Below are 14,304 nucleotides of genomic sequence, written 5' to 3' on the forward strand. Positions count from 1 at the left end.
TACCGAAATTCGGCGGCGCTACACCCGTCGCGCGATCACCGCGGCCAGCATCGCCAGGCCGAAGGTGATCGCCAGGCACAGCAGGTAGCCGGTGTGCGGCGCGCTTTCCACGAACAGCGCGAACAACGCACCGGAGACCGCCAATGCGGTGGTCACCGACAGGGCCTCGCTCAGCTGCAGGGCCGACGTGTTGGCACCCTGCTCATGCGCTGCTGACAGCGAAAGCGTGAGTACCGAGAGGCTGGCGTAGATCATGCCCATGCCGAAACCGGTGACCGTCCAGCCCACCAGAGCCACCGGCAATGGCACTGCATTGAACAACACCGCAAGCGTTGCGGCGATGCCGACCGTCATCATCGCCGTGCCGACGCGCAGCAGCTGCTGGCGTGACCAGCCGCGCTGCTGGTGACCCTGCAGCCAGGAGCCGGCGAACCAACCGAGTGCGCCGAGGCTGAGCACCGCGCCGGCCCAGCTGGGCGGGAGCCCGCGTTCGCGCTGCAGCAGCAGCGGCAGGTAGGCTTCGCAGGCGAAGAATGCGGCAGCGGCGATGCCGCGCAGTGCGATCACGCTGGGCAGGCCCCTGCGCAGGATCAGCGTCCCGGCCGGCAGCAGGCGATGCACGCATAGCAGCAGCGCCAGCATCGCCACGCCGATGCAGAGCAGGGCGGTCGGACCGTGCTGCTGCCCGCCGAAGTACAGCAGCAGCGCCGCCAGCGATGCACCACTGGCCCAGCGCACGACGTTGCCGCGCCCCTCGTCGTTGCTGCTGTCGGCGGAGGGCTGCATGCGCGCCAGCGCAGGCCGCAGCAACAGGGCAGCAGGGACTGCCAGCAGCGGCACCGCCAGGAACACCCAGCGCCAGCCGGGATGCTGGACGATCAGGCCGCTCAGCGCCGGGCCGACCATCGAGGGCACCACCCAGCCCGCCGAGAATGCCGCGAACACCTTCGGCCGCAGGTGCTCGGGGTAGCTGCGGCCGACCATCACGTACAGCGAGACCGAAATCGCGCCCGCACCCAGGCCCTGCAGCAGGCGCCCGGCCACCAGCATGCCCATGCGCACGGCGAAGCCGGCCAGCAGCAGGCCCAGCACGAAGCAGGCCAGGCCGTACCACAGCGGCCGTGCCGGGCCCTGGCGGTCGGCCCAGCGTCCGGCCAGGGTCATGCCGATCACGCTGGTGGCCAGTGTGCCGCCGAACGCAAGCGCATACAGGCGCAGGCCACTGAGTGCTTCGGCCACCGTGGGCATCGCGGCCGCGACGGCCAATGCTTCGAAGGCGTGCAGCGCGACCAGCGCAACCATGCCGAGGGTGGTGGCGCGGTAGCGCGCGGACAGGATCGATGTGTCAGCCGGCAGGCGGGTGTCGGCGGGAGAGAGGGTCGGGGTCATACCGGTCAGGGGCGGGCCGCGCTTGTCAACGGGCGGCGAAGATAGCAGCATGCCACCTCAACTGTAGTTGAGGTCAAGCAATGGCATCCCAGGAACTCAGCGTTGGCGAGGTCTCCCAGCGCAGTGGCGTGGCCGTTTCCGCACTGCATTTCTACGAGCGCAAGGGCCTGATCAGCAGCCTGCGCACCTCGGGCAACCAACGCCGTTACAGCCGCGACGTGCTGCGCCGGCTGGCAGTGATCCGCGTTGCGCAGCGGGTGGGCATGCCACTGGAAGCGGTCGGCCGCGCCTTCGAGAGCCTGCCTGAAGGCCGTGCACCGACCAAGGCTGACTGGGCCAAGCTGTCTGCGCGCTGGCGCACCGAGCTGGAAGAGCGCATCCACATGTTGCAGCTGCTGCGCGATGAACTGACCGGCTGCATCGGCTGTGGCTGCCTGTCACTGCAGCATTGCCGCCTGGCCAATCCTGGCGACGTTCTCGGCGAACGCGGCGACGGTCCGATGCGCTGGGAATGAAAAAGGGGACGGAGGGGATTAAGTCGCAAGTGCACAAACGACTTAATCCCCTCCGTCCCCTTTTTCTTACCAGACCGTGATCGTCTCGCCGCTCTGGATGCCTTCCACTGCACGCTGGAACGCCAGTGCGGCGCGTTGTGCGCTTACCGCTTCGAAGCCCGGGAAGTAGGGGCCGTAGGCCGCCATCGATTCGATCAGTACGTTCGGGCTGACCACGTTGATGCGCAGGCCGCGCGGGAGCAGCTCCAGGGCGGCGGCGCGCACGAAGCCTTCCAGTGCGGCATTCACTGCGGTGGCGTTGACGCCGTCGCGGATCGGCTGCGCGCTGACGATGCCGCTGGTCAGGGTGATCGAGCCGCCCGCACTGAGGTGGTGCTGCGCGGCCAAGGCCAAGCGCACCTGGCCAAGCAGTTTGTCCTGCAGGCCGATAGTGAACTGTTCGGGCGTCATGTCCTGCAGCGGGCCGAAATGCAGTTTGCCTGCAGTCGAGATCACCGCATCTACCGGGCCTGTACGCGCAAACAGTTCGGCGACGCTGGCGTCATCGGTCAGGTCCACGCGCAGTTCGCCGCTGCTGCGGCCGGCGGCGAGAATCCGATGCTGTTGGCCGAGCTGGCGGGCGACTGCCTGGCCGAGCGTGCCGCTGGCACCGACGAGGAGGATCTTCATGGCCGTTCCTTGCGTGTGGGAGTGAGCGCAGTCTGCGCCGTCACAGTGGAGTTAGGTAAGCGGCGTATGATTCGCAGATTCCTAACCCTGGATTAGTAATGGATACCCTTCGCTGCATGCGGGCCTTCGTGGCGGTAGCCGAGCGCGGCAGCTTCGCCGGCGCCGCCGAACAGCTGCAGGTGTCGGCGGTGATGGTGGGCAAGTACATCCAGCAGTTGGAAGCACATCTGGGTACCGCCTTGCTGCAACGGAACACCCGCCGCCAGCGCTTGACCGAAGCCGGCAGCGCCTACCTGGCCGGGTGCCGGCAGGTGCTGGAGCAGGTGCAGCAGGCCGAGGCCGATGTGGCCGGCCTGCAGGTACAGCCGCGTGGCCTGTTGCGGGTCAGCGCGCCCACCACCTGGGGCAGCTGTGTGCTGGCGCCGCAGCTGGCCGGCCTGCTGCGCGCGCAGCCGCAGTTGAATATCGAACTGGACCTGAGCAACCGCCGCGTGGACCTGATCGAGGATGGTTTCGACGCGGCGATCCGGGTCGGGCCGTTGCCATCGCAGGAGGTGGTGGCGCGACCGCTGCCGCCGTATGCGATGAGCCTGTGCGCGGCGCCGTCTTACCTGCGCAGGCGCGGCACGCCGCGAACACCGGATGACCTGCAAGGGCACGACTGCCTGAGCCACCTGGCCTGGCGCGGCGGGCATGGCTGGCAGTTGGCCAACGGCGAACACGTCGACTGGGAGGCACGGCTGAGCAGCAATGATGGCTTCGCATTGCGTGAAGCCGCGGTGGCCGGGGCCGGGGTGGTACTGCAGCCCACCGCACTGCTGGCGGCGGAGATCGCAGCGGGGCGGTTGAAGCCGCTGCTGCGCGACTACCTGCCCGAACCGCGGCCGATGCACCTGATCTACCTGCCCGACCGCCGCCCGCGCCCGCGGTTGCAGTGCTTCGTGGATTTCGTCATGACCACGTTGGGGCAATGAGCATCCGCGCCATGCGTGGATGATCGGCAGGTGCCGACCGTTGGTCGGCACACATCGGGATCAATCATTCGCCGCAGACAATTCCTGTCCACGCACCTGCGCGGCGCGCAGTGCGGTGTCCACCAGCGCTTCGAAACCTCCGGCCTGGAAGCTCTCGATCGCGGCCTGGGTAGTGCCATTGGGTGACGTCACGCGACGGCGAAGCTCGGTCGGGCTCTCACCGGCCTCATCCAGCATGCGCGAGGCGCCCAGCAGGGTCTGCACCACCAGCGTGCGCGCGGCGTCGGCCGGCAGGCCCTGGGCGATACCCGCCGCTTCCATCGCTTCGGCCAGCAGGAACACGTAGGCCGGCCCGCTGCCGGACACGGCAGTGACCGAATCCATCAGCGCCTCGCGTTCGATCCACACCGTGCGCCCGGCACTGGCCAGCACCTGTTCGGCCTGCGCGTGCTGCTGTGGATCCACCGAGGGCGTGGCATACAGGCCGGTCACGCCGGCGCCGAGCAGGGCGGGGGTATTGGGCATCGCACGCACCACCGGCAGGTTGCCACCCAGCCAGCGCTCCAGTTGTGCGCTGGTGATGCCGGCAGCGATCGACACCACCAGCGGCCGGTTTGCCTGGGCCAGTGCCTGCAGCGACTGGCAGACCTCACGCAGCACCTGCGGCTTCACCGCCAGCAGCCAGGTGCTGCCCTGTGCGGCGGCATCGGTGGCGTTGTCGTGCACCTGCACGCCGAAGTCGGCAGCCAGCGACTCGCGCAGCGCTGCAACCGGTTCGGCCACATGGATATGCGCGGCCGGCACGCCCTGGCGGATCAGGCCGGCGATCAGGCTGCGCGCCATGTTGCCGCCGCCGATGAAGGTGATGGAATCAGCTGCCATGGACGTCTCCTTGGAAAATCAGGCTGGGCGCGCACGCGCGCCGAACAGGGCGGTGCCGATGCGCACCAGGGTGGCGCCCTCGGCGATGGCGTCGGCGTAGTCGCTGCTCATGCCCATCGACAGCGTGTCGACCTGCGCGTGCTGGGCGGCCAGCGACTGAAAAAGCGTGCGCATGCGCACGAACGCATCCCGACGGCGCTCCACCTCGGGCCACGGCGCAGGAATCGCCATCAGGCCACGCAGGCACAGCGAGGGCTCGGCGGCAATCGCAGCGGCCAGCCCCTCGACATCCTCCGGTGCACAGCCGTGCTTGCTGGATTCATCGTCGATGTTGACCTGGATCAGCACATTCAGCGGGCCGCGCGCGGCCGGGCGATGGCGCGCCAGCGCCGTTACCAGCTTGGGCCGGTCCACGCTCTGCACCCAGTCGAAGTGGGTGGCCACGGCATCGGCCTTGTTCGACTGCAGGTGGCCGATCAGGTGCCACTCCAGCGCCAGGTGCTGCAGCGCCTGCATCTTGGCCAGCGCTTCCTGCACATAGTTTTCGCCGAAGGCCTGCTGGCCCTGTGCGGCCAGCGCGGCCACGGCCTCGGCCGGTTGGGTCTTGGAAACCGCCAGCAGGCGCGGATCGGGCCGGCCGGCCGCCTCGGCGGCGGCATGCAGGTTGCTCAGGATCTGGGGCAGGGGAGTGGCCACGTAACGCGTTCCGTTGAATCAGGAGGCTATACTGCCGCCCGGGGAAAGATCCTTCCAGTCGAAGCCGTTATTGGGGAGTAGCCGCTCATGGATATCGCCGAACTGCTGGCGTTTTCCGTAAAGAACAAAGCGTCCGACCTGCACCTGTCCGCAGGCCTGCCGCCGATGATCCGCGTGGACGGCGACGTTCGCCGGATCAACATCCCGGCCCTGGACCACAAGCAGGTCCACGCGCTGGTGTACGACATCATGTCCGACAAGCAGCGCCGCGATTACGAGGAATTCCTCGAAGTGGACTTCTCCTTCGAGATCCCGTCGCTGGCGCGCTTCCGTGTGAACGCGTTCAACCAGAACCGCGGCGCCGGTGCGGTGTTCCGTACCATTCCGTCCGAGGTGCTCACCCTCGAAGACCTGGCCTGCCCGCCGCTGTTCCGCGAGGTGATCCAGCAACCGCAGGGCCTGATCCTGGTGACCGGCCCGACCGGCTCGGGCAAGTCGACCACGCTGGCGGCGATGATCGACTACATCAACAAGAACGAATACGGCCACATCCTCACCGTCGAGGATCCGATCGAATTCGTGCACACCTCGCAGAAGTGCCTGATCAACCAGCGCGAAGTGCACCGTGACACGCATGGCTTCAACGAAGCACTGCGCTCGGCACTGCGTGAGGACCCGGACATCATCCTGGTGGGCGAACTCCGCGACCTGGAAACCATCCGCCTGGCACTGACCGCCGCGGAAACCGGCCACCTGGTGTTCGGCACCCTGCACACCAGTTCGGCGGCCAAGACCATCGACCGCATCATCGACGTGTTCCCGGCGGGCGAAAAGCCGATGGTGCGTTCGATGCTGTCCGAGTCCCTGCGTGCGGTGATCTCGCAGGCACTGCTGAAGAAGGTCGGCGGCGGCCGTACCGCGGCGTGGGAAATCATGGTCGGCACCCCGGCCATCCGCAACCTGATCCGCGAGGACAAGGTGGCGCAGATGTACTCGGCCATCCAGACCGGCCAGCAGTACGGCATGATGACCCTGGACCAGCACCTGCAGGACCTGGTCAAGCGCAGCCTGATCACCCGCAACCAGGCCCGCGAGTACGCCAAGGACAAGCGCCTGTTCGAGTAAGGCGGGACAGCGACGGGCGGCGCGCGCAATGGCGCGGCCGCTCCGTGTTGTTTCCTCCACCGACCGTTACCTGGTAAACCGCTTTCCGGGAGCCCGCCGTGAACACCACCGCGACCACCATCGATTTCACTTCGTTCCTCAAGCTGATGGCGCACCAGCGCGCCTCGGACCTGTTCATCACTGCGGGTATGCCACCGGCGATGAAGGTCAACGGCAAGATCTCGCCGATCACGCAGACGCCACTGACGCCGCAGCAGAGCCGCGACCTGGTCCTCAACGTGATGACCCCGGCACAGCGCGAGGAATTCGAAAAGACCCACGAATGCAACTTCGCCATCGGCCTGTCCGGTGTCGGCCGTTTCCGCGTGAGCTGCTTCTACCAGCGCAACCAGGTCGGCATGGTGCTGCGTCGCATCGAGACGCGCATTCCGACCGTGGAAGAGCTGAGCCTGCCGCCGATCATCAAGACGCTGGCGATGACCAAGCGCGGCATCATCCTGTTCGTCGGTGCCACCGGTACCGGTAAATCGACTTCGCTGGCGGCGATGATCGGTTACCGCAACCAGAACTCGACCGGGCACATCATCACCATCGAAGACCCGATCGAATTCGTGCACAAGCACGAGGGCTGCATCATCACCCAGCGCGAGGTCGGCATCGATACCGACAGCTGGGAAGCCGCGCTGAAGAACACCCTGCGCCAGGCGCCGGACGTGATCATGATCGGCGAGGTGCGTACCCGCGAAGGCATGGACCACGCCATCGCGTTCGCCGAAACCGGCCACCTGGTGCTGGCCACGCTGCATGCCAACAATGCCAACCAGGCGATGGACCGCATCGTCAACTTCTTCCCGGAAGACCGCCGCAACCAGCTGTTGATGGACCTGTCGCTGAACCTCAAGGGGGTGGTCGCGCAGCAGCTGGTGCCGTCGCCCGATGGCCGCTCGCGCAAGGTGGCGATGGAGATCCTGCTGGGCACGCCGCTGGTGCAGGACTACATCCGCGACGGCGAGATCCACAAGCTGAAGGAAGTGATGAAGGACTCGGTCCAGCTGGGCATGAAGACCTTCGACCAGAGCCTGTTCGAGCTCTACCAGGCCGGCGAGATCAGCTACGAGGACGCGCTGCGCTACGCCGATTCGCAGAACGAGGTGCGCCTGCGCATCAAGCTCAGCCAGGGCGGCGACGCGCGCACCCTGTCGCAGGGACTGGATGGCGTGGAGATCTCGGAGATCCGTTGACCGGACGGGCGCCTGCGGGCGCCCGCTGCTCCGGGATGGCCGCGGCGCCGGATGCACGCCCGCGTGAACCTGCCAGGGAGGCCTGCATGCGTGTGACTACGAGCGTGATACTGGCCATCGCCGTGCTGCTGCAGGCCGGTTGTGCCCGTACCCCCGAACCGGCAGCCGCGGCCGCGGGCTGCGACGATCCACAGGCGCATGCCTGGTATCTGCTGCCACCGCCTGCGACGAAGCACGGCGGCGACCTGCCGCCGTTCATCGATTTCACCGGGTCAGCGAGGACGATCTATGATGCCCGGTTGCGGGATCTCGATGGCTTGCCGGAGCCGTCGTTCCGCTGTGGCAGCGTACCGGCACAGGCATATCGCTTCGTCTGGGATCCTGCATTCTTCCCGGGCGTGCTCATTCGCGCGCAGCGCAATGCAGCGGGCCACGCGTGGATCGTCGGGCGCAGTGCGCGCGATTTCGAGATTTCCGGATCGTTACCCGGAAGCCCAGCCACCGTCATCAAGGGTGGCACGTGCGCTCCACCGCGCGCGCTGAGTGCGCAGGAATGGAACGCCATCGCCGCCGCGTTTGCGCTGTTGCAGGGCGAAGATTCGAGCGCTGGGCTTGACGGCTCATCGTGGATGTTCGAGTCCGTGGTGGACGGCGAGCAACGTTGGTTCGCACGATGGGTGCCGCGGGATCCGGCGTTCCGCAACACCGGCAGGATGATGGTGGAACTGGCGGGTTGCACTGACACCCTGCAGGGCATGGAGTGACGGGCACCACAGGCGATTGATGAATTCCAGTCATGACCGACTGCCGTCCAACCGGCTCAATCCATCGCCGCTGCAGGCGTATCGTCAGCACTCCCCCTCTGGAGTACGACGATGCAGACACGTGAACTCGGCCGCAGCGGCCTGAAGGTTTCCGCCCTGGGCCTGGGTTGCATGGGCCTGACCCATGCCTACGGCCAGCCGGTCGAACCGAGCCAGGGCATCGCCCTGCTGCACGCTGCCGTCGAGCGCGGCGTGACCTTCTTCGATACCGCCGAAGTGTACGGCCCGTACACCAACGAAGACCTGCTCGGCCAGGCCTTGGCGCCCTACCGCGATAGGCTGGTGATCGCCACCAAGTTTGGTTTCAAGGACGCGCGCACCGATGCCGGCCTGGACAGCCGCCCGGAGAACATCCGTGCCGTGGCCGAAGCCAGCCTCAAGCGCCTGCGTACCGACCATATCGATCTGTTCTACCAGCACCGCGTCGACCCGAACGTGCCGATCGAGGATGTGGCCGGCACCGTGCGCGACCTGATCGCCGAGGGCAAGGTCGGCCACTTCGGCCTGTCCGAGGCCAGTGCTGCCACCGTGCGTCGCGCGCATGCGGTGCAGCCGGTCACCGCCGTGCAGAGCGAGTACTCGCTGTGGTGGCGCGAACCGGAGCGTGAACTGCTGCCGACGCTGCAGGAGCTGGGCATCGGCTTCGTGCCGTTCAGCCCGCTGGGCCGCGGCTTCCTGACCGGTGCGATCAACGCCGATACCACCTTCGACGCCAACGACTTCCGCAACAGCGTGCCGCGTTTCGAAGTGGAGGCGCGCCGCGCCAACCAGGCGCTGGTGGATCGCATCAGCACGATTGCGGCAGCGCGCGGTGCGACGCCTGCGCAGGTCGCACTGGCCTGGCTGCTCGCGCAGGCACCGTGGATCGTGCCGATTCCGGGCACCACCAAGGTTCATCGCCTGGAAGAAAACCTGGGCGCGGCCGACCTGCAGCTGGCGCCGGAAGAACTGCAACGCATCGCGCAGGCGCTGGACGAAGTGTCGATCGTTGGCGAGCGCTACAACCCGCAGCGTGCGGCACAGGCCAAGGGCTGACCGGCCGGTGAGTGCGGACCGCTGGTGGTGGGTGCGGACCGCTGGTCCGCACGCCTTGACCCTCACCCCATCGGCCCGCGCAGCGCATCAAGCACCGTTCGCATCGCCACGGTCACGTGGCGGCGCGAAGGGTAGTACGCGTAGTAGCCATCGAAGTGCGGGCACCAGTCGTCCAGCACTGATTGCAGCCGGCCATCGTCCAGCATCGGCTGTACCTGGTCTTCCGGCAGCCAGGCCAATCCGCTGCCTGCCAGCGCAGCGGCGCGGGTCATGCCCATGGTGTTGAACGTCCACTGGCCGCTCACGCGCACGCTCAGTTCATTGCCGTCCTGGCCGAAATCCCACGGCATCAGCCCACCATGCGTGGGCAGGCGCAGGGTCACGCAGTTGTGCCCGGCCAGGTCGTCCGGGTGCCGCGGCACCAGGTGCTGGCGGAAGTAGCTGGGCGCCCCGACCACGCGCATGCGCAGCGGCGGGCTGATCGGTACGGCGATCATGTCGCGCGCCAGCCGCTCGCCCAGGCGGATGCCGATGTCGTAGCGCTCGGCCACGATGTCGGCCAACCCGTAGTCGGCCGCCAGTTCCACCTTCAAATCCGGGTACCGCTGCAGCAGCGGCGCCAGCCTGGGCCAGGCGATGTACTCGGCGGCGTGGCCGGTGGCATTGATGCGGATGGTGCCGGCCGGGCGTTCACGGTACTCGGCCAGCGCGGCCAGCCCGTCCTCGATCTCGGCCAGGCGCGGGCCCAGGGTATCGAGCAGGCGGGCACCGGCTTCGGTGGTCGAGACGCTGCGGGTGGTGCGGGTCAGCAGGCGCACGCCCAGGCGCTGCTCCAGGCCGCGCATGGCATGGCTCAGCGCGGACTGGGAAACGCCCAGCTGGGCGGCAGCCTTGGTGAAGCTGCCTTCGCGGGCAACGTGGACGAAGGCCTGCAGGTCGTTGAGGTTTTCGCGGGGCATGAGGGGATGATACGGCCGGGCTGCGCCCGGCACCTGCTTCAAGCCAAGGCAACGTCAACGTCAAATGCGTGCATTCCGTGGGAGGGCGGGGTGGATCCGGTTGAGGGGGACGCCGCCAGTCCCCCTCCGGGGCCCGGTCCAGCCGCTGGCGGCTGTGCGTTCGGGCGGTTGCGAAGCAGTGCTTCGCAAGCAAAGCGCCCTCACCCATGAAGCTCGGTCGCGCTTGTTCGTGTGCGCTGTCCTGGGCACACGGCAGGACCGGGGTTGGGCGTCCTGCCCAACCCGCCCGAGGCATGCCTTGGGCCCATGACGCTCACGCCCCTTCAACCGGACCCACCCCGCCTTCGACAGTTTCCCGCGAGCTGTTGGAACGGCATTCTGCTCTGGTGAGTGCCGACCGTTGGTCGGCACTGGGTCGGACGTGTGGGTGTGTCGATTTCTGCGTCTGTGGTTCGTCGAATGATGACTTCAACGGGAGCTGCACATGAGCACTGACACCAAGCCCAAAGGCCCGGCCTCGTATTTCCCCTCCATCGAAAAGACCTACGGGCAGCCGGTGGCCCACTGGTTCGGGCTGCTGGCGGGAAAGAAGGGCCTCAAGCACATGGAACTGGTCAGCTTCCTGAAAAGTGAGCATGGGCTGGGCCATGGCCATGCCAACGCGCTGGTGGCGCACCATCTGGCCGGCAAGGGCTGAGCAGCGGCGGGCAGGGGGCATGGGGCGGGCGAATTCAGCTGAACGATTTCATCTGCAACTGTCATGCAGATCGTGTCTAATACCGCTCCCCACCTGCTGTTCCCCACCCGTATGTCCCTTCCCTCCCATGGCCCCGCGCCGTGCGACGACGCTGACGGCCACCTGGTCACCGCCGGTCCGCTGACCCCGCCGCCCGACAGCGCCGGCACCACCGCCGACGACCAAGCGCTGCGTCACTCGATCGCCGAGGACGTGCAGGGCATGGTGCTGGCCACGATGGTGGCCTCGCTGGGCCTGGCCATCTTCGCCAAGGGCGGGCTGATGATCGGCGGCATGGCGGGCATGGCCTTCCTGCTGCACTACGCGATGGGCTGGAACTTCGGCCTGGTGTTCGTGCTGGTCAACCTGCCGTTCTACTGGGTGGCGCTGCGGCGCATGGGCTGGGAATTCACCCTGAAGACCTTCGCCGCGGTTACCGCCTGTGGCGTGCTGACCGACCTGCTGCCGCGCTGGATCGACTTCTCGCACATCAACCCGCTGTATTCGGCGATCGTCGGTGGCGCGTTGTCCGGCCTGGGCATCCTGTTCTTCATCCGCCATCGTGCCAGTCTCGGCGGCATCGGCATCCTGGCGGTGTACCTGCAGCGCACCCGTGGCTGGAGCGCGGGCAAGGTGCAGATGTCCTACGATGCCTGCCTGATGGTGGCCGCGTTCTTCGTGTTGTCGCCGTCGAAGGTGCTGTACTCGGCCATCGGCGCGGTGGTGCTCAGCCTCGTGCTGATGTTCAACCACCGCCCTGGCCGCTACATGGGCGTGTGACCGTTCAACGGGGTTGCCGGCCAGCGGCCGGCACTACCGGCACCCACGCGCGGAGATCCATCAGCGGGCGGCGGCCTGCAACCACGGCGGCGACAGCGTCAGCAGCCGCGCATGCACCGGGCAATCCTCGGCGTGCGCACCGGGCAGGTAGCCCAGGCTCATCAGGAATTCGCCGGTGATCTCGCCGCCGGTGAAGCGGAACGTCTTCTTGAACAGCTTCACCCAGTCGGCCTTGCTGCGCGGGTGGTGTGCATCCAGCCACGCCGCGAAGCTGCCATGGCTGGCCCGCAGCTGCTGGATCACCTGCGCGTTGTGGATCGCCGCCAGCACCTTCAGCCGGTTGCGGATGATGCCCGCGTCCGACAGCAGGCGCTCGATGTCCTGCTCGGCATACGCGGCCACGCGGTCCACATCGAAGCCGTCATAGGCTGCGCGGAAGCCGTCGCGCTTCTTCAGGATCGTTTCCCAGCTCAGCCCGGCCTGGTTGATTTCCAGTACCAGCCGCTCGAACAGCTCGCGCTCGTCACGCTGCGGGAAGCCGTACTCGTTGGCGTGGTAGTAGTCGTGCACCGGATGGCCCGGGGCGATGAGGCAGTAGCCGCTCATGGGGAAGGCTCGCTGGATTCGGATTCGGATTCTGATTCGGATTCGGATTCGGGATCGATGGCCACCGCAGGGTGCCCGCCGATGGACAGCATCGGCCAGCGGGGCGGCACGAGAGTGAGTTTGCCGTCACGCAGGGCGTGGTTGATCGTCTCGGCCTGGCCGCTGACGGTGCCGAACAGCGCACCGGCGCGGCGCCACTGGGAATCCTTGCCACGTGCGTACAGCACGCAGTCCGGTCCACGGTGGGTGTTCAGCTCGCACAGCAGCACCTCGCCGGTACCATCGCCGTCCAGGTCGCGATGCACGATCAGGCAGTCGCGCTCGCTCTGGGCGCAGGATTCGCCATTGATCGATCGGGTGGCCAGAGCTTTCCACCAGTCGTCCGGTGGCGAACTGGATCCCTTGGCCAGCTTCAGCGCGCGCTGCAGGGCGGCGACGTCCTGCGGCCCCTTGTCGAGGCGGTGGCCGTCGTCCCAGCGTGAGGTACGTGCCAGGGCTGCAGCGATCACCTGTGGCGCGTTGGCATCGGCGGTGATGGCCGGATCGCGCTGCAGTTCGCGCAGCGCCTGCACGCCACGGCGCCCCAGATCGAAGCGCAGCACGTTGACGTCGCTGCTGGTGATCGCCGGCGGGTCCGCGCGCAGCCGCGCCAGTTGGCTGGACAGGGTCAGCCGCACCGGGTCCAGCAGGGGCGAGTTGCCCAGCAGTGCCAGTGCCAGCACCACCCAGCACATCCAGCGGTTGACCGGCTCCAGCATCTGCAGCCAGCGGCGCTGCCGGCGCAGCACGGCCAGCGCGTAGCCCACGGCATAGCCGACCGTGGCCAATGCGACGAGTACCGCCCAGAAGCGATCCAGGGTCCAGCCGTACTGCGCCACGCGCAGGCCCAATGCATACAGTGCCAGCACGGCGTAAACCGGCAGCGTCAGCAGGCTGGCTTCGACCAGCCTGCGCAGCACCAGAGGGTAGGGAACACTGTCTTCCTCCTGCTGGTAGACCGCATTGGTAAACGTCACCAGCAGCAGTGACACCACCACCAGCAGGCTGGCGGCGGAACGGGTCTTCCACAGCGGTTCCAGCCCGGTAAGCGGCAGGCTCAGCACGAACAATACGGCGATGAACGACAGCAGCGGCAGCAGCCCACGGCAGATCGCGAACAGCACCTGGCGGGTGATCTGGATCGCGCGGTGCTGGGTGCGCCCGATCAGCACGCCGAACCCGGCCAGGCTGCCAGTGGCCAGTGCGATGAAAGCGTCCTGCCGGAACAGGTCGCGGAAGACATTCACGTCCAGCAGTTGGAACAGCGCTGCCCACAGCCACAGCAGCAGCCAGGTCAGCCCGGTGAACAGCGCCGCCAGGGCCAGGGTCAAACCGTTCTGCCAGGCGCGCTCGAACAACTCGGGGTAGCTGGCGCGCCAGTGCCCATGCTGCAGCTGGAACTGCCACCAGGGCAGGGCCACGAACACCGCCACGGCCATGCCCAGGGTCAACGGAAACTGCAGCGTGCCCGACTCCAGTGCGGTCTCGCCATTGAGGTTCCAGCCGATCCAGGCGGCCAGCGCCAGCACCACCGCCGAGCCGAGCACGGCCTGCAGCCACAGTCGGCGCTGGCCCAGCTCGACCAGGCTCAGCGCCACCGCGCTCGGAACGGCCAGCACCCAGGCGTACCAGCAATAGCGCCAGCCGATATCGCGGAACGGCCACGCGTCGGACAGCTCCTGCGCGGCATACAGCATCAGGCCCTGCAGCAGGGCAAGCAGGACGATGGCGCTGCGTGCCGGCAGGGTCAGGGGCGATGAAGACTGCATCTAATGACCTTCCGTGGCAAAGCACCATCCTAGCCCATCGCGGTTCGGCGCCATCGCGCGACCAT

Annotated in this window: 15 protein-coding genes; 8 read left to right on the top strand and 7 right to left on the bottom strand. The window is 67.4% G+C overall.

The genetic code is table 11. The features are described 5' to 3' along the window. Positions 1 to 18 precede the first annotated feature (18 nt). Positions 19 to 1,440 carry an MFS transporter gene (locus tag KXV01_RS00310; RefSeq protein WP_099494696.1) on the bottom strand — a complete coding sequence of 474 codons (1,422 nt, stop codon included), beginning with the start codon at positions 1,438 to 1,440 and terminating at the stop codon, positions 19 to 21. A gap of 29 nt (positions 1,441 to 1,469) precedes the next feature. Between KXV01_RS00310 and soxR the strand changes: the two genes are divergently transcribed. Then, positions 1,470 to 1,904 (top strand): redox-sensitive transcriptional activator SoxR, encoded by a 435-nt coding sequence (soxR, locus tag KXV01_RS00315; RefSeq protein ID WP_005415534.1) that lies wholly within the window; start codon positions 1,470 to 1,472, stop codon positions 1,902 to 1,904. Positions 1,905 to 1,970: 66 nt separating this feature from the next. Here soxR and KXV01_RS00320 read toward each other — a convergent pair whose 3' ends face one another. Next, positions 1,971 to 2,573: a short chain dehydrogenase gene (locus tag KXV01_RS00320; protein ID WP_049411023.1), complete on the bottom strand. Its 603-nt coding sequence runs from the start codon at positions 2,571 to 2,573 to the stop codon at positions 1,971 to 1,973. Between the two features lie 98 nt (positions 2,574 to 2,671). Here KXV01_RS00320 and KXV01_RS00325 point away from each other — a divergent pair, with 98 nt between their 5' ends. Further along, entirely contained in the window at positions 2,672 to 3,547 is an 876-nt protein-coding gene (locus KXV01_RS00325; protein WP_049441123.1) for a LysR family transcriptional regulator, read from the top strand. A 60-nt stretch (positions 3,548 to 3,607) separates the two neighbouring features. On the opposite strand, the gene proC is transcribed toward KXV01_RS00325, so the two are convergent. Beyond that, complete coding sequence (gene proC / locus KXV01_RS00330) at positions 3,608 to 4,429, bottom strand: pyrroline-5-carboxylate reductase (protein WP_049441126.1); 822 nt, start codon at positions 4,427 to 4,429, stop codon at positions 3,608 to 3,610. Positions 4,430 to 4,447: 18 nt separating this feature from the next. Continuing rightward, entirely contained in the window at positions 4,448 to 5,125 is a 678-nt protein-coding gene (locus KXV01_RS00335; RefSeq protein WP_049411034.1) for a YggS family pyridoxal phosphate-dependent enzyme, read from the bottom strand. 87 nt (positions 5,126 to 5,212) lie between these two features. Here KXV01_RS00335 and KXV01_RS00340 point away from each other — a divergent pair, with 87 nt between their 5' ends. The 4 genes from KXV01_RS00340 (at position 5,213) to KXV01_RS00355 (ending at position 9,350) form a co-directional block, all read left to right on the top strand. Continuing rightward, on the top strand, positions 5,213 to 6,250 hold the full coding sequence (locus tag KXV01_RS00340; protein ID WP_004147099.1) for a type IV pilus twitching motility protein PilT: 1,038 nt from the start codon (positions 5,213 to 5,215) through the stop codon (positions 6,248 to 6,250). Between the two features lie 98 nt (positions 6,251 to 6,348). Beyond that, positions 6,349 to 7,491, top strand: a complete 1,143-nt coding sequence (locus tag KXV01_RS00345; protein ID WP_005415539.1) for a PilT/PilU family type 4a pilus ATPase — start codon at positions 6,349 to 6,351, stop codon at positions 7,489 to 7,491. A gap of 35 nt (positions 7,492 to 7,526) precedes the next feature. Beyond that, positions 7,527 to 8,255 carry a hypothetical protein gene (locus tag KXV01_RS00350; protein ID WP_049441132.1) on the top strand — a complete coding sequence of 243 codons (729 nt, stop codon included), beginning with the start codon at positions 7,527 to 7,529 and terminating at the stop codon, positions 8,253 to 8,255. A 111-nt stretch (positions 8,256 to 8,366) separates the two neighbouring features. Continuing rightward, a complete protein-coding gene (locus KXV01_RS00355) occupies positions 8,367 to 9,350 on the top strand; it encodes an aldo/keto reductase (protein ID WP_049411038.1) in 984 nt (327 codons plus the stop codon). Positions 9,351 to 9,412: 62 nt separating this feature from the next. Here KXV01_RS00355 and KXV01_RS00360 read toward each other — a convergent pair whose 3' ends face one another. After that, the gene (locus tag KXV01_RS00360; RefSeq protein WP_049411042.1) at positions 9,413 to 10,309 is read right to left on the bottom strand and encodes a LysR family transcriptional regulator; all 897 of its coding nucleotides are present in this window, start codon (positions 10,307 to 10,309) and stop codon (positions 9,413 to 9,415) included. 484 nt (positions 10,310 to 10,793) lie between these two features. Between KXV01_RS00360 and KXV01_RS00365 the strand changes: the two genes are divergently transcribed. Continuing rightward, positions 10,794 to 11,006 (top strand): DUF4287 domain-containing protein, encoded by a 213-nt coding sequence (locus KXV01_RS00365; protein WP_014646220.1) that lies wholly within the window; start codon positions 10,794 to 10,796, stop codon positions 11,004 to 11,006. A 111-nt stretch (positions 11,007 to 11,117) separates the two neighbouring features. Then, positions 11,118 to 11,825, top strand: coding sequence for a YitT family protein (locus KXV01_RS00370; RefSeq protein WP_164283038.1), 708 nt, complete (start codon positions 11,118 to 11,120; stop codon positions 11,823 to 11,825). Between the two features lie 60 nt (positions 11,826 to 11,885). On the opposite strand, the gene KXV01_RS00375 is transcribed toward KXV01_RS00370, so the two are convergent. Both KXV01_RS00375 and KXV01_RS00380 read right to left on the bottom strand, forming a co-directional pair. Then, positions 11,886 to 12,431 (bottom strand): DNA-3-methyladenine glycosylase I, encoded by a 546-nt coding sequence (locus KXV01_RS00375; protein ID WP_049410652.1) that lies wholly within the window; start codon positions 12,429 to 12,431, stop codon positions 11,886 to 11,888. Beyond that, complete coding sequence (locus KXV01_RS00380) at positions 12,428 to 14,239, bottom strand: DUF4153 domain-containing protein (RefSeq protein WP_263467354.1); 1,812 nt, start codon at positions 14,237 to 14,239, stop codon at positions 12,428 to 12,430. Before KXV01_RS00380 ends, KXV01_RS00375 begins: the two co-directional genes overlap by 4 nt. Positions 14,240 to 14,304 lie beyond the last annotated feature (65 nt).

This window comes from Stenotrophomonas sp. Ps181 (assembly GCF_025697425.1).
GTDB classification, from domain to species: Bacteria; Pseudomonadota; Gammaproteobacteria; order Xanthomonadales; family Xanthomonadaceae; genus Stenotrophomonas; species Stenotrophomonas sepilia.